Genomic DNA, 20,275 nt, shown 5'->3' with positions numbered 1-20,275 from the left:
ATCTATAGTGAAATGGATTACTTTTGTGACGTACTTCTCATGGGGCCTTGCCATATCTAGCTAGTATTGCTTCAACAGATTTTTGAGAATCAACAAAATTAGTAATCAGAACACAGAATTACTAATAAACTTGGAGTAACAACTATGGCAACCCCACACATTAACGCTCAACCAGGTGATTTCGCTGAAACGGTTTTGATGCCAGGCGACCCACTTCGCGCTAAATACATCGCGGAAACATTCCTAGAAGATGTAAAACAAGTTTGTGATGTTCGTAGCATGTTCGGCTTTACAGGCACTTACAAAGGTCAACGTGTTTCTGTGATGGGTCACGGCATGGGTATCCCATCAGCTTGTATCTATGTTCACGAGCTAATCGCTGAGTATGGTGTGAAAAACGTAATTCGTGTTGGTAGCTGTGGCGCAGTACGTGATGACGTAAACCTGATGGACGTTGTCATCGGTATGGGTGCATCAACAGATTCAAAAGTGAACCGTATCCGTTTTAACGATCATGACTTCGCGGCAATTGCTGATTACGGCCTTCTAGAAGAAGCGGTAAACCAAGCACGCGCTCAAGAAGTACCTGTAAAAGTAGGTAACGTATTCTCTGCAGACCTTTTCTACACTCCAGAGGCCGACATCTTCGAGAAGATGGAAAAACTAGGCATCTTAGGTGTTGATATGGAAGCGGCAGGTATCTACGGTGTTGCTGCCGATTTAGGTGCAAAAGCACTGACTATCCTAACAGTTTCTGACCACATCATTCGTGGCGAGAAGTTGAGCTCAGAAGAGCGCCAAAAATCTTTCAACGACATGATGAAAGTTGCGCTTGAGACAGCCATCAACATCTAATCGCCATTCCTTCGCTGCCAGAGCCAATAGCCTGGCAGCCCAGATAATCCCGAGGGGGAGATAGTGACAACTGGCAAACTGCCACAGGAAGCAGACGGGTTACAACTCAACTTTTGTAAAACATTGGCGTGTGACAACTTTGGATTGAGTGATGCACATCGATACGTCGTGCAACATGCTAACCCTAAGCGACCTGCGATGGTATGTCGGGAGTGCGGCGCTTTCCCCCCCTTACTTAACAATCAGGAAGTGTTAAACGAACTCCATCGTTTAAGACAACTCCACAGTGACGGTCTGCCAACCTGTCGCAATACCGATTGCGAAAATTTTGGCTTATCTGTCCATACTCATAAACACCTGTATCATGCCTTTGGTTACAGCGGTGACCGCCAACGTTATCGTTGCAAGCTTTGCCAATCGACGTTCGTTGATAAATGGTCAGGTGCCAATAAGAAACTCGCCTTTCAGGAAAACCTCCTCGGTCTGCTCTTTATGGGCTACTCAGTACGTGAAATCTGCCGTAAGTTAGAGATCAACCCGAAGACGTTTTACGATCACCTCGATCATATTGCTAGCCGATGTCGTCGCAAGCTGGCTATGTTTGATGCACGCTGGGTCAATCATGCTGAGAAATATGAACTGGCGTCCTACTACGTGCCTCTGCAACCTAAGAGTAATAATGGCGTACTATGGATAGCGACTGGTGAAGCCAACTCAGGCTACATCCTCTGCCAGCACGTCAACTATTCTGGTAATGAAGAACCACTAGGCAGTATTGACCACGATCCGTATCAGGAAACCGCTCGATTCGTTTCGCGCGATCACTCATCTGAAGCCAGCATCCCAGTTCCAGAGCCATCACCTGTACTCAGAGAACGTATTGATCAGCAATATCAAACGATCCTCGCACGTGGCAATGTTGAAGACCCGATGGGTAACCTGACCGTGTTCAACTACCCATCAAAAGGAGCACTGATCAGACCGCCATATACCTCTTACGCTCACTTCCTCCATGTACTGGATCTGTGTAACAGTGAACGTCAGGTTTCTATCTATCTACCCCAAGATCCCGTTTTGCGTTCTGCAGCACTGAGTGTTTGCTTATCACGCATCCAGCGTCAAAATGTCGACCTTATGTATGTCGAGGAAGATGAAAGCTGGAATGAGCACAGTCTGGTCGGAAAGATCGATATTGTTCATATGGGTTGGTGGCGTGATCGCTGGGCTATAACCTCTTTTGCAAATTCATCAAAAGGGATTTGCTACCTTGCAGGGCAGAATAACGAGCCGAAAGAATGGCTTAGAAAAGCAAGCGTCCGCCAGACCGAATTCTACCAACAGCGCTTTCAAACTCTGTTTGAGAGCTTTATCAACGAACCTCGTCGTAAGCTTCGCCCTGGTGGTTTATTACCAATGTTGGATATTTTCCGAGCATGGCATAATTTGTGCTATCAAGATAAGAGCGGTATGACAGCGGCGCAAAGTCTTGGTTTAACTCAATCACCTTTGACTCTGCGGGAACTGCTTTCATAATTACCATTATTGTGAAGTACGCCATTAAACCTTAGGCGTATTAATGCTTTTACTAGAGTTACATCAGTCACTATTTTTATAATACTTTTGAATGATATTAAGAATGGCTGTTAAGGGATTGATTCATTGGATAAAAGCCAGCATCTGCTAGATACAGAGATTGAACAGCTCAAAGCACGAATTGAAAGTGAGCCTGAGAAGGTTTTAGCCATCGCTGAACAGTGCGCGACGCGCGCCAGTCAGATTTTGTACCCAGAAGGGGCTGTACAGTGTCTGATTATCATGTCTCGCTGTGCATGGAGCCTGATGGATTATCGGCGTGGGCTAAAATACATCAAAGAAGCCCATAGTAAACTCAACTCCCTAGATACCGACGACTTTCTTCCTGAGATTCTTCATATCCATGCGCTCCACTTCTGGGGCCAAGCCAAATATTACTCTGCCCAACAGTTCTGGATTAACGCCCTTGAGCAATCCGCTCTAGTCGATGAAATCGAAATACAAATCGAATGCTTAATCGGGCTAGGCAACGTCTGGCGAATCACGCATGAATATCAGCTCGCCAAAACGACTCACGAATTGGCTGTGACCGTTGCGAATAATACACGTATCGGTTGGCTTGAAGGTAAAGCGAGAATTCTACTGGCATGGGACCTTTACCTACTCAACAACTATGTTGAGATGCTGACAGTACTTGATGGCGCGACCGAGGCACTCAAAGGCCACGAAGATAAAACCTGGCAAGCAGAAGTCTGGGACTTCAGAGGATTAGCCCTGTTAGGGCTTGAGCGGATTGAAGACGCAGAAATTGCAACGGGTAAAGCGCAAGACCTAGCTGAAAAACACGATCTGGTGTGGATGAAAGCGCACTCGTACATCAGCCAGGCAAGACTAGAATTGTTGAGAAAGCGCCCGGAAGAAGCCACCAAACTACTAGTACAAGCCGAACGTTCAGCATCGTCTTTCGATAACGGCGAACTGTTGTCGCAGATTTGTTTTCAGCAGTCACGTGTGGCTGAAGAGCAAGGTAACTTTAAAGAGGCGCTGCACGCGTTTCAAAAGTACCGTAAACACTCAACAGATATGCTCAGAGAGCAAACCGCCCGAGTAAGTAATGACAAAGCCCGAGCATCGAAGCGTCAACTCGAACAGCGCGCGCGCAAATTGATTAACCGCATTCGTGGCCAACACGAATACGACCCAGAAAAGCACCTTAATCAGATGGTGTCTGAGATTTACTGGTGGGAGCAACTGGTTCTGTTCAAGACCGAACTCAAACGTTCTAACCATGCAGTCGTTATCATTCAGCACAGCGACCCTGAATACATCGAAGTGTGTGCTGAACTCGCACACTCTTTGTGTACACAGCAAGACCTCCTTTCTCGACTCAGTAGTGATCGTCTCGGTGTCCTGCTGGCAGAGAAAGACGATGCCGCTTTGCAAGTGTTTCACGTATTAGCAAAAATGATCGAAATCTACCCGTGGCACCGAAAAGGACTCAATAAATCACTGCCTAAAGTGGTTTTTCAAGACATCCTGACGTTCCCATTTACTTTAGAACAACTAGAAGAAAGCCAACCATTGGAAGTACAGAATGGAAACTTTGCTTAATAAAATCTCCGAATCGGGTTTAGATGCTTCTTCTGTTTCAGGTGAAGAGGCGATTATTTTCTGGAACCACATTCGTCAGCATATTGCGACCACGCCTCAGGAAAAAGCGCAAAGCTTAATCATCAGTGCTGAGTATCGCAATGAGCTCAAACAGCCCAAAATCAGCATTGAAGAGTTAAGAAGCGCCCTCGAACATCTCTCTCTGCCAAGCGACGCAGAGTTGATTCTAGAGGTGAAAAACAGCTTAGCTGATCGACTGGTGGAAGGGGGCGATTACTCAGGTGCATTGCAGGAGTACATTTCTTCATCAACCATAGCCGTCGATACCAGCCATATCGATGCTTATGTACTTGCGGTATTGGGCATGGGCAACCTATGTGATGCCTACGGCGACCATAACCGGGCATTACGCTACTATCAAAAGATAGATGGTATCGATCATGCCATCTCCAGCCGTTCACTGCGTCTGCGCTACAAGCTGTACATGTTATCGTGCTATATCGAGCTTAATCGCACCTCGGCAGCAAAAGACCTACTTAAAGAGTGCTCTGAGCTGGCGATTCTGGTCAGCGACAAGGTACTTGCTGGGCAAATCCTGCTCTATCAAGCAAAGCTGTATCGTCGACAGGGCAAACAGGATAAAGCGATAGAGTGTTTAGGCAATGTTCAATACACCGCCGGGAATATCCACTCGATCTGGCTGTCGAACATGATTCGCCTTGAGCTGGCGCACAGTCTCAACGAGTCAAACAAACCCCATTTGGCTAACTGGGTATTAGAAAGCGCTCAGAAGAAGATCAGACGTTACGCTTCTCCTGTACTCAACCTCAAGCTGAACACGGCATTAGGTGATATCTACGAGCAACAAGGCGATTTCCAAAAAGCACTGGAATGTCAGAAGCGGGCATTTCGTATCGAAAGTGACTTGATGAAGCAGATCCCAATCGGTGAACTTGGTGCGGCACAGCTGCGGCGTTTATCGCGATTTGAACTGCAACTCAAACTGATTCTATCTGAACTTGAAAATCGTGAGCTCAAAGAAACCACGGAAAGCCAGAAGCACACCGTGGCTCAGCTCCAACAAGATGTGTTTACCGATCCGCTGACCAGCCTGCACAACCGACGCTGGCTGGATGTGAAGCTTAAAGACCTATTGCTGCATGACGTGCCTTTTGCGCTCATGGTTATCGATATTGACCATTTTAAATCCATTAACGACGAGCTGAGCCACTTAGTTGGCGATAAAGCCATCGTGAACGTCTCTCATGAGCTGTCTGCCTACTTTAAGTTCCGCGGTGCATCGAGCGTACGATTTGGTGGGGAGGAGTTTTTGGTTATTCTTGAGCGTACCACACTGGAACAGGCCACGATGCATGCTGAAAATTACCGTGAGCGTATTTTTAAGTTTGGCTGGCAAGATATTCTCGGTGAACGTGGCCTAACCGTCAGTATTGGTATAACCCTTCACCGGGAGGGCGAGAATACTCAACGTACATTCTACCGTGCAGATAAAGCTCTATACCGAGCAAAAGCCAATGGGCGTAATCAAGTCTGTACGGAATAAGATTTAACGCAAAAAGAACAACGATATCCCACCAACCGCAGCCAAAGTACCGATGATGCTTTTGGCTGTGACTTTCTCCCCTTTCAACATATAGATAAACAACATAAATAGTGGACTGGTTGCAATCAGAGTTTGAGCGATGGCAGGGCTAGCGTGTTTCAATGCGATTTGTTGAAGCCACAATGCTAAAAACGTCCCGACAAAGATCGCACCTAGCAACCAAAGAAAGGCCGACTTCGTAAGTTGCCCTAAATGCTTTCTCATTGACGAGAAAGGTTTTTGCTCAAATAACACGATCACCATAGCTACCGCCAGCACACCAACAGAAAGCCGGATTAACGCTCCCAACAGAGGCGGTAAATCTCCTGCTACCAACGCGTAATGTGAGATAACCACTCCCGACGCCTGACACACACTCGCAAGCAAGCCAAAGCCTACACCTGACCAATTCGTTTGTTCACCACTAGCATCAGGCTGAAAAATAACGAAAGTGACGGCTAACGTTGTCAATAACACACCGAGCCAACTTTGCAGAGGCAGAACCGAACCTAGAGCGACCAGCGCCAATACACCTGAAAGCGGCGGTGCTAAGGACTCCAGTAATAGTGTTTTATTGGCGCCAATTCGCTTTAAGGAGGCGAAATAAGCGCTGTCTCCGACGGCAATACCAATGATTCCCGACACTGCCAATATAGCCAAATGGATAGAAGATATCGCCATTGTGGGCATCTCAACCCATGGCATCACCACCAGCATCATGCCTGAAGCGGCGACACCTTTGACAATATTGAGCTGCATAGCTGAAAAGTGATGACTGAATTGACTGTAAATCCAAGTCGCCAGCGCCCAGACCACTGCAGCCGACAACGCGGCAATCTCTCCCTGAAACTCCATCTATTGACCTTAGTATTGATTTGAAAAAAAAGAGGCAGACTTACAAAGTCTCTCTAATATCTTGTTTTTATTTCTATACTTAGCTTTGTACCACCGTACGTTTTATTGAATACAAACACAATAACAGGACGCATTTATGTTTTTGGACTATTTCGCGCTAGGTCTACTCATCTTTGTTGCTCTGGTCATTTTCTACGGCATTATCGTGATTCACGATATTCCGTATGAAATAGCCAAAGAGCGAGAGCATCCACATCAGGATGCGATTCATTATGCTGGCTGGGTGAGTCTCTTCACACTTCACGCCATCTGGCCTTTTCTCTGGATATGGGCCACCTTATGGCGTCAGGAACGAGGGTGGGGCTTTCAAAAGCTGGAAGAAGAACAACACGATATTCATCACCGTGTTGATTCACTGATTGATCAAGTAAGTCAGCTACAAAAGGAAGTCCTTGAACTTAAGCAGCAACACAACAATCAAACGACTGTAACACCCCGTATCGATGAACATGAGGAGGAGCAATAATGGATTTACTTCTCATTCTGACCTACGCCGCTTTGTGCATTGCAATTTTTAAAATCTTCAATATTCCTCTCAATAAATGGACCGTCCCAACAGCCGTATTGGGAGGTGTGGTTTTAGTCGGCACCTTAATTTTGTTGATGAACTACAACCACCCCTTTACTCAGCTTGGCAATCAGGTCTTTTCTAGCACTCCTATCGTTTCAGGAGTAAGAGGTCGTGTTATCGAAGTACCTGTTGAGCCCAATAAACCACTCAAACAAGGGGACATTCTCTTCATGATTGACCCTATCCCGTACGAAGCTGAAGTTGAAAAGCTTGAAGCACAAATTAAAGAAGCCAGCCAAGGCGCACTGGGACTAGAGTCTAATGTGCAAGAAGCGCAAGCCGCTCAAGCTCAAGCCATCGCAGATAGGGATAAGGCACAACGTGAATACGCTCGTTATCAACGTGGCTACAATAAAGGCGCCTTCACCGAGCAAGAACTGGACACCAGACGCCAAGAATACAAAGCTACTGAGGCTGCAGTCAAAGTTGCGGAAGCCAGAGTGGATCAAGCCAAGATCGCACTAAACTCTGAAATTGGTGGAGAAAACACCACAGTAGCGCGTTTGCTAGCGGAGCTGCGTCAAGCTGAGTTCGATCTTGAACAAACCATCGTCAGAGCTCCCACCGATGGTTTTGCAACGCAGTTAGCTCTGCGACCTGGGGTTATGGCAGTTCCACTGCCGTTAGCACCTGTGATGACCTTTGTTCATACCGAGGAAACGCTTTATGCAGCCGCATTCAGGCAAAACTCCCTACAACGCTTGCAGCCGGGCTATGAAGCAGAATTTCTCTTCAGAGCGCTTCCAGGCAAGGTCTTTAAAGGGGAAGTAGTAGATGTGTTGCCCGCCATTGGCGAAAGCCAATTTCAGGCCCGTGGTGCCCTGCTTGGCACGGAGGCATTGCGCACCAGTGGGCGAGTCTTTGTCACTCTAAAGATCACTGATGACTTATCCGATTACCACTTACCCATGGGGACGGCGGTCGAAGTTGCGGTTTACTCAGATCAATTCACTCATGTATCCATTATGCGTAAAGTACTCATTAGAATGAAAAGCTGGCAGAACTATCTCTACCTAGACCATTAAAATCCGTCAGAAAGCAAAAAGGCCTCTTAAAGAGGCCTTTCATTTGTATAGGAGCGTATTAGCCGATAAAGGAGATATACCCTTGAAGGATAATTAAGTTAACAATGTCGATAAAGAAAGCACCAACAATCGGCACCACCATAAACGCTTGCGGTGAAGGGCCAAACTTATTCACCAGAGAACCCATATTCATAACAGCTGTCGGTGTTGCCCCAAGGCCAAAGCCGCAGTGACCACCCGCAATAACAGCTGCATCGTAGTTTGAGCCCATCACTTTGAACGTCACAAAGTACGCAAAAATACCTAAAATGACAGACTGAACCGACAGAATGATTAGGAACGGAATCGCCAAGTCAAAGATGTTCCATAGTTTCAGGCTCATCAGTGCCATAGCCAAGAACAAAGATAGCGAGACCGTACCCAAAATATCAACGGTTTCTGCGTCTACCTTGTGTGTCTTAGTAACTTCCATAACGTTGGTAATGAAGACACCGATGAACAAAGCGTAAACAAAGTCTGGAATCATCAGCCAACTGATTTCCAAGCTACTCACCCACTGTTCAAGGTATTTAGCACCAGTTACACAGATAAGAAGAATAAACAGGATTTCAATGACCTTTTTCGCGGTCACCTTGTCTTCTTCGTATTCATTATACGTCACGACTTCAGGGAACTTTTCATGGGTTTGTGTTCCACGTCCGTATTCAGATTCGAAGTTATGTTTAGTAACCAATTTCTGAGCGACAGGGCTACCGATAATACCGCCAATGATCAGACCAAAAGTCGCAGATGCCATTGCAATTTCAAGTGTATTACTCAAACCGTAAGTGTCAGTAAAAGTCTGAGACCATGCTGCACCCGTACCATGCCCACCCGACAATGTGATGGAGCCAGCAATTAACCCCATTAGAGGATCCAAACCAAGCGCTGTCGCCATTGACACACCAACACCGTTTTGAATGATGATGTAAAAAGACGCAACGGCTAGGAATAGAAAGACTTTAGCGCCGCCTTTCATCAGTTGCGTGTAGTTTGCAGCCAAACCAACAGTGCTGAAGAACATCAACATAAAGGTGTTTTGCAACGGTAATGAGAACTCTAAGCTAACCCCATTAAAATGCATTCCCGTGATGATCATCGCAACGATTAAACCACCAACAATAGGCTCTGGAATATTAAACTTCTTCAGAATAGGGAGCTTTGAGTTTACAAAGTGACCAAGAAACAACACGCTGATTGCGATTAAGAAAGATTCTAGTGGTCCAACCGAAATTATCTGATTCATATAACCTCTTTATTGTCTGTCACTCATCTTCCCTAACGAGTTAAGAGCATACTGCTCTGGGCCATTTTGCTACCAAGGTCTCAGGTAACAATTGCAGGCACTGATTGAGATATTCTCTATTGAAAAACGTCCTCTCTACAGCGGGTCTCCCCACTCCATTTCAACAGCGAAACCCTACGGTGTACTTTAGGGCTATAAAAAGAAAGCGGACATTATTAATAAACTCGCAGGCGTTTGTCGAGTATAGACAGAAAATTCGTGTCATGAATCCGTGTAAATTGACCAAGAGTTAACCAAAGGACAAAAAAAAAGCCAACCGCAATGAAGGCGATTGGCATATATATAGTGTGAACAAATTCATTCACTAACAACGTCAGTTGGCTAGGTGACCCTCGGCTTAATAAGGGTCAATCACACTAATGCATGTAGCGTGCCAACTTTAAAACCCATAAAACCACAATATTGATCCAACTTTTAGCCAATTTATTATATTGAATATGCAAAATGAAAATTGCATTTTGCAAATAAGTGCAATTCGATATTAAACAAGTATCTTATCAACTAGTTTATCAATGCACTATTTTCATACTTTTTTTACGTTATTGTCGATATACTTCCACTACCTGAATTGAACCGCTGTATCGAATGAATTATCTATCCACTTTCTGTAAAGGCTTAGCCATGGGCGCGGCCGACGTTGTACCAGGAGTTTCTGGTGGCACCATCGCCTTCATCACAGGCATTTATGACACATTGTTGGAAAGTATCCGACGCATTAATCCCAGCCTGATTGGCGTATTGAAACGCGATGGCGTTAAAGCTGCGTTTAACCATATCAACGGCTTCTTTCTCATCGCCTTATTCGGGGGCGTTCTCACCAGCATTGCAACGCTAGCTAAGCTGATTTCGTGGTTGCTGGTGACACACCCTATTCCGTTATGGTCTTTTTTCTTTGGTCTGATTCTGGTTTCCGTTTTCCATATATTGAAACAAATAGAAAAAAGAAGCTTCAGTCGCCTTATCTTCCTATTACTTGGGGTCGGGTTTGCTTACAGCATTACCATCCTCAAACCCCTTCAAATGGATCCGACCAGCATTAATGTCATGTTTGCTGGAGCGATCGCCATTTGTGCGATGATCTTACCCGGTATCTCTGGCAGTTTTATCCTGCTGCTCATTGGTATGTACAGCCCTGTACTTGGCGCAGTCAAATCATTGGATATCACCATTCTGCTGTTATTCCTCACGGGCTGTGTCATTGGTTTACTGAGCTTTTCCCACGTCTTATCCTGGCTCCTAAAACGATTCAGAGACATCACTCTTATCTTCCTGACTGGCCTAATGATTGGCACATTGCCAAAGATCTGGCCTTGGAAAGAAACGTTGACGTGGCGTACTAACTCAAGTGGTGAGCAAGTCCCGTTGATTGAACGCAACCTATCACCGTTTGATTTTGAAGCCATCACCTCACAACCTGCTCAGATAGGCATCGCCATCGTTCTCATGTTGTGTGCCATTGCGCTGGTCCTCGGCCTGGAAAAATTTGCCGAAAATCGCGATATCTAATTGTTTTAAAAGCAGCCTGTTGGCTGCTTTTTTTTTCATCTCTGTATTCTCAACCTCATTCCAAAAACTCATAACGGTCAACTTTTAATCGATTGCGCGTCTAAGCTTTGTTGTACAGGATAAGGCTAATGCGACCACCGAGTGACCTGTTATGTCTCACGTATTCCACCGACATTGCCATACACAACTACCTACTATCAGCCACGGCGAAGGTGTTTATCTTTATGATAAACATGGAAAAGCTTATCTAGATGCTTGTGGCGGCGCTGCAGTTTCTAATCTTGGCCATAGCCACCCGATGGTCAAACAAGCCATCGCTGAACAACTTGAGCGTATTCCTTTTGCTCACACTGGTTTTTTTACCAACGAGCCCTGTGAACAATTGGCCGATGCACTGTGTGCTTTGATGCCTTCGCAATTCAATCACGCTTACTTTGTCAGCGGAGGTTCTGAAGCCGTGGAGTCGGCGCTAAAAATGGCTCGACAGTATTTTGTTGAGCTAGGAAAACCAAGCAAGACTCAGTTCATTGCGCGTAAACAGAGTTACCACGGCAACACGCTAGGAGCACTTGCTGTCGGTGGAAATGAATGGCGTCGTGAGCCATTTCAGCCACTTCTCACCACCAGTCACCATATTGACCCCTGTTACGCGTACCGATTGCAGAAGCCACAAGAGTCAGAGCTGGACTATTCGCTTCGCAGTGCCAATCAGCTTGAAGAAAAAATCCTCGAACTAGGCGCAGACAACGTCATGGCGTTTGTGGCTGAACCTGTTGTTGGCGCGACTGCTGGCGCCGTGCCTGCGACAGAAGGCTACTTCAAACGAATTCGAGAGATTTGCGATCAATATGAAGTCTTACTCATTTTGGATGAAGTCATGTGCGGAGTCGGTCGCAGCGGCAGTTTCTTTGCATTCGAGCAAGAGCAGATAGAACCCGATTTGGTCTGTATTGCAAAAGGACTGGGAGCGGGTTACCAACCTATCGGTGCCACCATCGCCAATGATCGGATTTACCAAGCCATTGCCGATGGCAGCGGCTTCTTCCAGCACGGTCACACCTTTATGGCGCACCCGATGGCATGTGCCTCTGCACTGGCCACAGTCGAAGCTATTCAACAACAATCTTTGTTGTCTGCGGTGCAATCTCACGGAGCAGAGCTTAAACAAGCCCTGTCGAGTGAGTTGGGCAATTTGCCTTACGTGGGCGATATTCGAGGCAAAGGACTCTTCCTTGGCATTGAGCTCGTCAAGGATAAAGCAAGCAAAGCTCCGCTCAATATCGCCACAAAAGCCCACACTGCGGTTAAGTCTCAAGCAATGAAAAATGGCCTGATGTGTTACCCAATGTCCGGGACGATTGACGGAAAACAAGGTCATCACATTCTGTTAGCGCCACCTTTCATCATCGAACCAAGCCACATCGACGAGATTGTGACTAAACTGAAAACCACATTGACTGAGGTGTCCGGAACATGGATTTAGCAACAGGTGATGCTGGCCACCAGCAAACCAGCGCAATTATCGTGGCACCAAATGGAGCGCGTAAAACCAAGCGAGATCATCCCAATCTTCCAATGACCGAGGAAGAAATTATCTCTGAGGTCATTGCATGTCGTGATGCCGGCGCTGCAATGATTCATCTTCACTGTCGAGATGAACATGGTCAGCACAGCCTAGAGATCGAACCCAATCGCCAACTGTATGACAAGGTGAAACAGGCCGTCGGTGACAGCATTATCGTCCAGCTGACAACTGAAGCCGTAGGGATTTATAGTGCAGAGCAGCAAATAGCACTGACTAAAGCGGTCAAGCCCGAAGCTGCCTCATTCGCACTGCGTGAATTGATACCCGATGACAACCACATTGAGTCAGGAAAAGCCTTTTTCCACTGGGTCGCGGAACACGGAATCATCAGCCAAATCATTCTCTACGATCAACATGATATTGACCGCTACTTCCGGTTTCGATCTCAAGGAATCTTGCCGACCGTAAATCAACACGCTCTCGTCGTTCTTGGCCGATACCATAACGAACAGCAATCCAGTCCGTGGGATTTAAAGCAACTCGACTTGAGTCAGTTTGTTCAACAGAGCGTTCACCTTGCGGTATGTGCGTTTGGCCATCGTGAGCAGGACTGCCTCATCAGTGCCATGCTACTCGGCCTCGATGTACGAGTGGGGTTTGAGAACAATCACCTTGATCCACAAGGAATTCCAGCCATTAATAATGCGGAACAAGTGAGAAACCTCAAAAAAACTAACAAATTATTAAACATTTGCATTCATGATGCTTATAGTTTCCGAAAGGCACTAAGCAAAAACTGATTAGTGCCTCTGGTAAGTAAGATAGGATCGTTACACGCAATAAAAAGGAATTATTATGACATTGCTAAAAAACGTACTGACTGCCGCCTCAGCAACTGCACTTTTAGGCGCCACTTTTTACGCTTCGGCTGCTGACAGATTTGTAACCATTGGTACCGGTGGTGTAACAGGCGTTTACTACCCAACAGGCGGTGCTATTTGCCGTTTGGTAAACAAGACGAAAAAAGAACACGGCATTCGTTGTTCTGTTGAGTCTACCGGTGGCTCCATCTACAACATCAACACGATTCGTGCGGGTGAACTGGACTTAGGTATCGCACAGTCTGACTGGCAATATCACGGCTACAACGGAACAAGCAAGTTCTCTGAAGCGGGCCCATTCAAAGAGCTACGCGCTGTGTTCTCTGTTCACCCAGAACCGTTCACCGTTGTTGCTCGCGCCGATTCGGGCATCAAGAGCTTTGAAGATCTGAAAGGTAAACGCGTCAACATCGGTAACCCAGGCTCAGGCCAACGCGGCACAATGGAAGTTCTGATGGACCAGTATGGTTGGACAACTAAAGACTTTAAGCTGGCTTCAGAACTGAAAGCGGCTGAACAGTCGAAAGCATTGTGCGATAACAAAATTGACGCGATGGTTTATGTGGTAGGCCACCCAAGTGGTGCGATTCAGGAAGCTACAACGTCATGTGAAAGTAATATCGTTCAGGTAGCAAGTCCACAAGTCGACAAGCTACTGTCTGATGCCAGCTACTACCGTACTGCAACGGTTCCAGGTGGCATGTACAAGGGCAACCCTGATGATGTGCAAACATTTGGTGTTGGCGCAACGTTTGTCTCTTCCACTGCGGTACCGGAAGATGTGGTATACAACATTGTGAAAGCAGTATTCGAAAACTTCGATAACTTCCGCAAACTACACCCTGCGTTCGCAAACCTGAAAAAAGAAGAGATGGTCAAAGACGGCCTGTCTGCACCGCTTCACCCAGGGGCACTAAAATACTACAAAGAAGTGGGGCTGATTAAGTAACCACGTCATAAGTAACAAACCCGGCAAACGCCGGGTTTTTTATTTGCTTTCTTCGAGTTCGTCTCTGAGCCACTGGTGAAAGAGCTGAACTTTCCTTGAAGCCAAACGGTAATTCGGCACACTCAAATAGTAGCCATAGCCACTTAGCATGGAGAGCCCAAGCAGATTGCTCACTTGATCATTTTCCAACATTTCACTCGCCATAAAATCAGGCACCAAAGCCAGCCCTTTGCCCCGCTTCACCGCCTCCAGTGACAAGTAAAAATGTTCGTAGCCAACACCATAGTAGTTGAGCGACTCCGCGCACTGATGTTCTAACTTAAACAGCTCCCACAGCTGTGGTCTAGTAGTGTGAGGAATCAATGCATGCTGCGTTAAAACAGAATTGATGTCGCTACAGGACGCGGATTGTTCACCAATCAAAAGCAGTTTTTCCTGACACAATAATTGACTGTGCTCGTAATGCTGGGATAACGGCAAACAACGTAAGGCGATATCCGATTCACCCGCAAGTTTAAGCTGGGTATTCTCGCGAGTGCGAATTTTAACCTGCAGTTGAGGATGTAAACGACGGAACTCTTCTATCTTAGGCAGCAACCATAAGCTGGCAAACGAAGGCGTCACATCAATAGTCAGTAACTCTTGCTGAGTGTCACTTTGAATCAAGCTGGCGGTTGCGTGTTGGATGATCTCTAGCGCTTCAATAACTTTAGGTAAATATTGCTTTCCAGCAATCGTCAACTCAATGCCATTCAACTGGCGCTCTAAGAGTGGCTGACCAACCATTTGCTCCAGTATCGCTATCTGCTTACTAACAGCACCCTGAGTGACATAAAGTTCTTCTGCTGCTCTTGAAAAACTCTGATGATGAGCAACAGCGATAAAGGATCGCAGTGCTTTAATCGATGGAAGTTCGCTTCCTTTGAGCATAGGTGTGAATCTATTCCTTTAATTCATACATGCAGAATAAGAGGCGTGACGGGCAGTTGTAAAGGGAAGTATCAATCGAAAACAAAACAGCCTGTCGAGTGACAGGCTGTTGTAAGATTATAAGTTGTTCTTGCGGCTTGGCAGGAAAACCTCACCCAACATACAACGAACACTGCCACCACCGATTGACTCAATGGTCTGGACGTTGAATGGAAGAAGCTTACCGTGGCTCGACAGCTGGGCACGCTGTGCTGGTGAAAACGCATCGTACGCCGATTGCGACATTGCAATCACTTTATCACCATTGACCGTCTCAAGCTCCAAGATGTTGCCACAGAACTGGTTCATCTGTTCAAGGCTGATTGAAACGACCTGCTTATCTTTCGCAAGAGATTTGAGTACAAAACGACGCTCAAATTCAGGAATCACTTCATCACAAATCACGCAAAAATGCTCGCCAATCGCCATCATTACATTGGTGTGGTAGATAGGCTTGCCCGATGGAAGTGCCGTCTGGAAAGAAACCACACGCTCGTAGCCAATTCGCTGTGCGTAATCTTCCAACACTTCTCGATCACAGCGTTGTGACAGCGCAGCATAAATGGTGCGATTGACATGATCAATCACCATCACACCGGTACTTTCTAGGTGGGCATTCTCTGCTAAGTAATCCGTCAGCGAATCTTCGCTAGATACAGCTCGACCTGCTGCTTCTAATGCTTCACGCAGCGCCTCAGGGCGAACTTCTTGTTGACGGTTCTCACACGCCATTGGGAACGTATACAGAGCACCGTCAGCAGTGGTGCTAAACCAGTTGTTTGGGAATACTGCATCTGGCGTTTCCACGTCTCCGAGCGGGTAATCAAATTCGACCACTTGAACACCGACCTGACGTAGTTGCCCGACCATTGTCTTGAACTCTTGCATCGCCTGTTTGCGAACTTGTTCAGTGGACTCAGTCACCTGATGTTGAAACTCATTGTCTCGAGCGGTTTCAGCATTAAACGCAAATTCCTTTGGTGGCACCATCACCACACAGTTAGCGTTTTGCACTGTAGAAACTGACTTTTCTAGTTGTGTTTGCTGTTTGAACATTGCGATAGACTCGTTATATCTCACTCACTTACGTTGAATTGTAGACATATTGTTAAAATAACAATTGCTGAATTCACCCATTTCAATAGATATAGACCGTGTATTTTTACTGTGAATTTCGTATTTCTCAGTAAATTTTATGGTCAGCATGACTTTTAAAACTTATTGCCTGAATAATATGCAGCAGTTCGTATAACAAATGGTTGATATATGGTTACATTTCAAACATTAACCAGCTACCATATGACACAAGAGCAATTGCCATGTCTGGCTCTCCCCTGCGTTGTGATATTTAAGGCGAGATATGTTTAAGAAATTTGAAGGCTTTACGAAACCTTTTCCCGATGAAGAACCCTCTCAGCCACCGAGTGGGATCTTTGCTTTTTGTCGCTATTACACCCGTGGATTTGAGGTACCTCTGATCCTGATGTCATTGATGGCCACTGTGGTTGCGATAGTGGAAGTATCTCTATTCGGCGCCATGGGTAACCTCGTTGACTGGCTATCAACCAGCAATCCAGAAACCTTCTGGCAGGAAAACCAGTCAGAACTGATGTTGTATGGCGGCTTGCTATTAGTAGTCATGCCTATCTTGGTCGTTGCGTATTCCCTTTTGGTTCACCAAACACTGCTTGGCAACTACCCAATGTCTATTCGCTGGCTCGCACACCGCTACCTGCTCAAACAGAGCCTGAACTTCTATCAGGATGATTTTGCAGGCCGTGTGGCAACGAAAGTGATGCAAACTTCTTTGGCCGTGCGTGAAACCGTGATGAAAACCATGGACGTTTTCGTCTATGTATCGGTTTACTTTACCGCGATTGTTGTTCTGCTGGCGCAGGCTGACTGGCGTCTAATGATCCCAATGGTGATCTGGCTGATGTGTTATGTCTGCATTCAGCTTTACTTCGTGCCGAAATTGAAGAAGGTCGCGTCAGAGCAAGCCGATGCACGTTCGACCATGACTGGTCGTATCGTCGATAGCTACACCAACATTGCGACGGTTAAGCTGTTCTCCCACAGCAAACGTGAAACGGTGTACGCAGAAAATGGCATGCGTGGTTTCCTTGATACCGTTTACCGCCAGATGCGCTTAGTGACCGGTTTTGACGTCGCTGTTGAGATCACCAACTACCTATTGGTCTTCACTATCGGTGCGCTTTCTATTTATCTGTGGATGGACAACTCGATCAGCATCGGTGCCATCGCTATCGCAATCGCTCTAGCGCTGCGTATCAACGGCATGTCTATGTGGATCATGTGGGAAGTCGGGGCCCTATTTGAAAATATGGGTACCGTTGTCGATGGTATGAAAACGCTCTCCAAACCGATTGATATTCAGGACAAAGACAATGCTAAGCCTCTTGTAGTTGAACAAGGTGGCATTGAGTTTGACAATGTTAGCTTCCACTACGGCGATGAAAGCAAAGGTGTGATCAGTCATCTCAATCTCAATATCAAGCCGGGTGAAAAGGTTGGCTTAGTTGGACGCTCTGGTGCAGGTAAATCGACCTTGGTCAACTTGCTGCTGCGCTTCCATGATGTCGAAAGTGGCAGCATTAAGATTGATGGTCAGGTAATTTCTGATATCACTCAGGACTCACTGCGCAGCAATATTGGTATGGTTACGCAAGATACATCCCTGCTTCACCGCTCTATTCGCGATAACATTCTTTATGGTAACCCTGATGCCACAGAAGATGACCTACTACGCGCGACCAAACAAGCTCATGCTCATGAGTTTATCGAGTCACTCAATGACCCGTTTGGCAACAAAGGCTACGATGCTCAGGTGGGTGAGCGAGGCGTGAAACTGTCTGGCGGTCAACGACAGCGTATCGCTATCTCACGTGTGCTGCTTAAAGATGCCCCTTTGCTTATCTTGGATGAAGCGACCTCTGCTCTGGATTCAGAAGTGGAAGCGGCTATTCAAGAGAGCCTCAATGAACTGATGCAAGGCAAAACGGTTATTGCGATTGCACACCGCCTATCAACCATTGCCGCTATGGATAGATTAATCGTGCTCGATAAAGGCCAAATTGTTGAACAAGGCACTCATCAGGAATTGATCCAGAACGAAGGTATCTATGCTCAGCTTTGGGCCCATCAAACGGGCGGATTCATCGGCGATGAAAGCGAGCAGAAACAAACAGCCTGATCAAAGCCAATAACCCTAAACAAAAGCAGAGGTATTCCCTCTGCTTTTTTGTTTCCGATATTCAATCTCTACTAGCAATTGAGATATACTCGCGCCATTCCCATTCAATATTTTTCCACAAATCTAATGAATAAAAGCTTACTGACAAATTTGCTGGCACTAGCGCTATTGGCTGGTGGCTATCAGACAGACAACCAAATTGCTTTTTACGCAGGCCTATTCGCTTTCTCTGGCGCAATCACTAACTGGTTAGCGATTCACATGCTGTTCGAGAAAGTACCCGGCTTATACGGTTCTGGCGTGATCCCTGCGCGTTTTGAAGAGTTTAAGGCCGCCATCAAGAACTTGATGATGGAACAGTTTTTTACGGCAGAGAACATTGATCGATTCCTCAACAAAGAAATGTCGGGCAAGACACTCAATCTTGAGCCTGTACTAGAGAAAGTCGATTTCAACCCAACGTTTGATTCTCTGGTCAATGTCATTGCAAACTCTTCTTTTGGCAGCATGCTGGCCATGTTTGGCGGCGCGGAAGCCCTGCAACCACTTAAAGAACCGTTTGTCGAAAAAATGCAGGAAGCAGTGGTAGAAATCAGCCAAAGCGATGCGGTTAAAGAAGCGCTAAAGGGTCAACTAGAATCACCAGCCATGATGGAAGAGATTCAGGCCAATATTGAAAACATTATTGACCAGCGCCTAAGTGAACTGACGCCAAAGCTGGTCAAAGAAATCGTCCAGAAAATGATTAAAGAGCATTTAGGCTGGCTGGTAGTTTGGGGCGGCGTGTTTGGCGGTCTAATAGGTATCGCATCATCATTCATTGCCTGATGTAGAACCCAGCAATTGACGAAAAAGGGAAGCGAATGCTTCCCTTTTCTTGTCCTAGAGTGTTGCTATCAAATCCGCGTTTACACCAAAGCTGGTTTTATGCTCTTCAATCACCACTTCACTTCGCGTCTGGATCACACCTGGCAGTGTCCCAAGCTTGGTCGACATAAAGCTCTGATAGGCTTTCATATCTTTAACTCGTACTTTGATCATGGTGTCGAAATCGCCGGATAAAGAATAACACTCTTCGATCTCTGGCATGTCTTCCACTGCTTTGGCAAACTTTTCAAAGATAGAGAAACTGGTTTGATCAAGGCGAATATGGATGAAAACCTGAACGTCCAAGCCGAGTTTTTCCGGATTCAACTCTGCGTGATAGCCCTTAATGTAACCCTCTTTTTCCAATCGTTTGACGCGATCAGAACACGGGGAAGTAGTCAGGTTCACTTGCTTAGCAAGCTCGACGACAGGAAGACGCCCTTTAAGGTTTAGGGTGCGAAGGATTTCACGGTCAATTCTATCTAAGTCCATTTAACGCTCTGATTAGATGTCTTTCTTTATGCTTATCATAATCGAAACGAGTCAATGAAACCTAATAAAGGAACCGACTTAGAAGAAATTTTATTGAGAGGAATGGAAACTTAAGCGGCTTCAACGTTCGAGAGCTCACGCTCTTCGACTAAGTCTGCCTGAGTGTTGCACACTCGACAAAACGTCTGCTTTTCCATTTTCACATAGTGTGCGCCCTGAAAGAGGGTCGCAAAGAAACACGCCAAACTCTTTTTCACCGAGTCATGCTCTTCTTGGCATCGCTTCATAACAACTTTGTGGGCAGTCACTTTTTGGCAGCAATGGCAATATACCTGAGGCATTTTATCTCTCCGTGAGCGATGGCGTTATTGATAGTGGACATATTAGTAAGGCCTTAGTTCCAATTGCTCAAAT

The 20,275-nt window shown here is 46.1% G+C and carries 18 protein-coding genes; 12 read left to right on the top strand and 6 right to left on the bottom strand.

The genetic code is table 11. The features are described 5' to 3' along the window. Positions 1–144: 144 nt before the first annotated feature. The 4 genes from deoD (at position 145) to IX95_RS04745 (ending at position 5,563) form a co-directional block, all read left to right on the top strand. On the top strand, positions 145–855 hold the full coding sequence (gene deoD / locus IX95_RS04760; protein WP_006960227.1) for a purine-nucleoside phosphorylase: 711 nt from the start codon (positions 145–147) through the stop codon (positions 853–855). Between the two features lie 63 nt (positions 856–918). After that, positions 919–2,388: a hypothetical protein gene (locus tag IX95_RS04755; protein ID WP_006960226.1), complete on the top strand. Its 1,470-nt coding sequence runs from the start codon at positions 919–921 to the stop codon at positions 2,386–2,388. 126 nt (positions 2,389–2,514) lie between these two features. Continuing rightward, complete coding sequence (locus IX95_RS04750; RefSeq protein WP_006960225.1) at positions 2,515–3,999, top strand: hypothetical protein; 1,485 nt, start codon at positions 2,515–2,517, stop codon at positions 3,997–3,999. Then, complete coding sequence (locus IX95_RS04745; protein ID WP_006960224.1) at positions 3,983–5,563, top strand: GGDEF domain-containing protein; 1,581 nt, start codon at positions 3,983–3,985, stop codon at positions 5,561–5,563. The genes IX95_RS04750 and IX95_RS04745 overlap by 17 nt, the downstream gene beginning before the upstream one ends. Positions 5,564–5,566: 3 nt before the next feature. Here the strand turns inward: IX95_RS04745 and IX95_RS04740 are convergent, their stop codons facing one another. Further along, positions 5,567–6,457 (bottom strand): DMT family transporter, encoded by an 891-nt coding sequence (locus IX95_RS04740; RefSeq protein WP_038157247.1) that lies wholly within the window; start codon positions 6,455–6,457, stop codon positions 5,567–5,569. Between the two features lie 136 nt (positions 6,458–6,593). On the opposite strand from IX95_RS04740, the gene IX95_RS04735 reads away from it, so the two are divergent. Both IX95_RS04735 and IX95_RS04730 read left to right on the top strand, forming a co-directional pair. Then, positions 6,594–6,983, top strand: coding sequence for a DUF3302 domain-containing protein (locus IX95_RS04735; RefSeq protein WP_006960222.1), 390 nt, complete (start codon positions 6,594–6,596; stop codon positions 6,981–6,983). Continuing rightward, on the top strand, positions 6,983–8,113 hold the full coding sequence (locus IX95_RS04730; protein ID WP_038157245.1) for an HlyD family secretion protein: 1,131 nt from the start codon (positions 6,983–6,985) through the stop codon (positions 8,111–8,113). The genes IX95_RS04735 and IX95_RS04730 overlap by 1 nt, the downstream gene beginning before the upstream one ends. A gap of 58 nt (positions 8,114–8,171) precedes the next feature. Here the strand turns inward: IX95_RS04730 and gltS are convergent, their stop codons facing one another. After that, the gene (gene gltS, locus IX95_RS04725; RefSeq protein WP_006960220.1) at positions 8,172–9,398 is read right to left on the bottom strand and encodes a sodium/glutamate symporter; all 1,227 of its coding nucleotides are present in this window, start codon (positions 9,396–9,398) and stop codon (positions 8,172–8,174) included. Positions 9,399–10,043: 645 nt separating this feature from the next. Between gltS and IX95_RS04720 the strand changes: the two genes are divergently transcribed. The 4 genes from IX95_RS04720 to IX95_RS04705 all read left to right on the top strand — a co-directional run bounded on the left by IX95_RS04720 (position 10,044) and on the right by IX95_RS04705 (position 14,319). Then, complete coding sequence (locus IX95_RS04720; protein WP_038157243.1) at positions 10,044–10,964, top strand: DUF368 domain-containing protein; 921 nt, start codon at positions 10,044–10,046, stop codon at positions 10,962–10,964. 151 nt (positions 10,965–11,115) lie between these two features. Next, a complete protein-coding gene (locus tag IX95_RS04715) occupies positions 11,116–12,447 on the top strand; it encodes an aspartate aminotransferase family protein (RefSeq protein WP_038157241.1) in 1,332 nt (443 codons plus the stop codon). Then, a complete protein-coding gene (locus IX95_RS04710) occupies positions 12,438–13,289 on the top strand; it encodes a 3-keto-5-aminohexanoate cleavage protein (RefSeq protein WP_038157239.1) in 852 nt (283 codons plus the stop codon). Before IX95_RS04715 ends, IX95_RS04710 begins: the two co-directional genes overlap by 10 nt. A 55-nt stretch (positions 13,290–13,344) precedes the next feature. Next, the gene (locus IX95_RS04705; RefSeq protein ID WP_006960216.1) at positions 13,345–14,319 is read left to right on the top strand and encodes a TAXI family TRAP transporter solute-binding subunit; all 975 of its coding nucleotides are present in this window, start codon (positions 13,345–13,347) and stop codon (positions 14,317–14,319) included. Positions 14,320–14,358: 39 nt separating this feature from the next. On the opposite strand, the gene IX95_RS04700 is transcribed toward IX95_RS04705, so the two are convergent. Beyond that, positions 14,359–15,249 carry a LysR family transcriptional regulator gene (locus tag IX95_RS04700; RefSeq protein WP_038157235.1) on the bottom strand — a complete coding sequence of 297 codons (891 nt, stop codon included), beginning with the start codon at positions 15,247–15,249 and terminating at the stop codon, positions 14,359–14,361. 117 nt (positions 15,250–15,366) lie between these two features. Continuing rightward, positions 15,367–16,344, bottom strand: coding sequence for an arginine deiminase-related protein (locus tag IX95_RS04695; protein WP_038157232.1), 978 nt, complete (start codon positions 16,342–16,344; stop codon positions 15,367–15,369). A 304-nt stretch (positions 16,345–16,648) separates the two neighbouring features. On the opposite strand from IX95_RS04695, the gene IX95_RS04690 reads away from it, so the two are divergent. After that, complete coding sequence (locus tag IX95_RS04690; protein WP_038157230.1) at positions 16,649–18,502, top strand: ABC transporter ATP-binding protein; 1,854 nt, start codon at positions 16,649–16,651, stop codon at positions 18,500–18,502. A 126-nt stretch (positions 18,503–18,628) separates the two neighbouring features. Then, positions 18,629–19,330, top strand: a complete 702-nt coding sequence (locus tag IX95_RS04685) for a DUF445 domain-containing protein (protein WP_029236235.1) — start codon at positions 18,629–18,631, stop codon at positions 19,328–19,330. A gap of 54 nt (positions 19,331–19,384) precedes the next feature. Here IX95_RS04685 and IX95_RS04680 read toward each other — a convergent pair whose 3' ends face one another. Both IX95_RS04680 and IX95_RS04675 read right to left on the bottom strand, forming a co-directional pair. Further along, a complete protein-coding gene (locus IX95_RS04680) occupies positions 19,385–19,861 on the bottom strand; it encodes an Lrp/AsnC family transcriptional regulator (RefSeq protein ID WP_019276970.1) in 477 nt (158 codons plus the stop codon). 110 nt (positions 19,862–19,971) lie between these two features. Next, positions 19,972–20,202: a hypothetical protein gene (locus tag IX95_RS04675; RefSeq protein WP_006960210.1), complete on the bottom strand. Its 231-nt coding sequence runs from the start codon at positions 20,200–20,202 to the stop codon at positions 19,972–19,974. Positions 20,203–20,275 lie beyond the last annotated feature (73 nt).

Origin of the sequence: Vibrio sp. B183 (assembly GCF_000740665.1) — a bacterium.
Taxonomy (GTDB): domain Bacteria; phylum Pseudomonadota; class Gammaproteobacteria; order Enterobacterales; family Vibrionaceae; genus Vibrio; species Vibrio coralliilyticus.
This window is presented reverse-complemented; position numbering and strand designations above follow the sequence as displayed.

Excerpts from the sequence above, each read along its gene's own strand:
- IX95_RS04730 (WP_038157245.1), top strand. The coding sequence starts at position 6,983 with ATGGATTTACTTCTCATTCTGACCTACGCCGCTTTGTGCATTGCAATT.
- IX95_RS04700 (WP_038157235.1), bottom strand. The coding sequence starts at position 15,249 with ATGCTCAAAGGAAGCGAACTTCCATCGATTAAAGCACTGCGATCCTTT.
- IX95_RS04710 (WP_038157239.1), top strand. The coding sequence starts at position 12,438 with ATGGATTTAGCAACAGGTGATGCTGGCCACCAGCAAACCAGCGCAATT.
- IX95_RS04690 (WP_038157230.1), top strand. The coding sequence starts at position 16,649 with ATGTTTAAGAAATTTGAAGGCTTTACGAAACCTTTTCCCGATGAAGAA.
- IX95_RS04675 (WP_006960210.1), bottom strand. The coding sequence starts at position 20,202 with ATGCCTCAGGTATATTGCCATTGCTGCCAAAAAGTGACTGCCCACAAA.
- IX95_RS04680 (WP_019276970.1), bottom strand. The coding sequence starts at position 19,861 with ATGGACTTAGATAGAATTGACCGTGAAATCCTTCGCACCCTAAACCTT.
- IX95_RS04745 (WP_006960224.1), top strand. The coding sequence starts at position 3,983 with ATGGAAACTTTGCTTAATAAAATCTCCGAATCGGGTTTAGATGCTTCT.
- gltS (WP_006960220.1), bottom strand. The coding sequence starts at position 9,398 with ATGAATCAGATAATTTCGGTTGGACCACTAGAATCTTTCTTAATCGCA.
- IX95_RS04705 (WP_006960216.1), top strand. The coding sequence starts at position 13,345 with ATGACATTGCTAAAAAACGTACTGACTGCCGCCTCAGCAACTGCACTT.
- IX95_RS04695 (WP_038157232.1), bottom strand. The coding sequence starts at position 16,344 with ATGTTCAAACAGCAAACACAACTAGAAAAGTCAGTTTCTACAGTGCAA.
- IX95_RS04685 (WP_029236235.1), top strand. The coding sequence starts at position 18,629 with ATGAATAAAAGCTTACTGACAAATTTGCTGGCACTAGCGCTATTGGCT.
- IX95_RS04720 (WP_038157243.1), top strand. The coding sequence starts at position 10,044 with ATGAATTATCTATCCACTTTCTGTAAAGGCTTAGCCATGGGCGCGGCC.
- IX95_RS04715 (WP_038157241.1), top strand. The coding sequence starts at position 11,116 with ATGTCTCACGTATTCCACCGACATTGCCATACACAACTACCTACTATC.
- IX95_RS04740 (WP_038157247.1), bottom strand. The coding sequence starts at position 6,457 with ATGGAGTTTCAGGGAGAGATTGCCGCGTTGTCGGCTGCAGTGGTCTGG.
- IX95_RS04735 (WP_006960222.1), top strand. The coding sequence starts at position 6,594 with ATGTTTTTGGACTATTTCGCGCTAGGTCTACTCATCTTTGTTGCTCTG.
- deoD (WP_006960227.1), top strand. The coding sequence starts at position 145 with ATGGCAACCCCACACATTAACGCTCAACCAGGTGATTTCGCTGAAACG.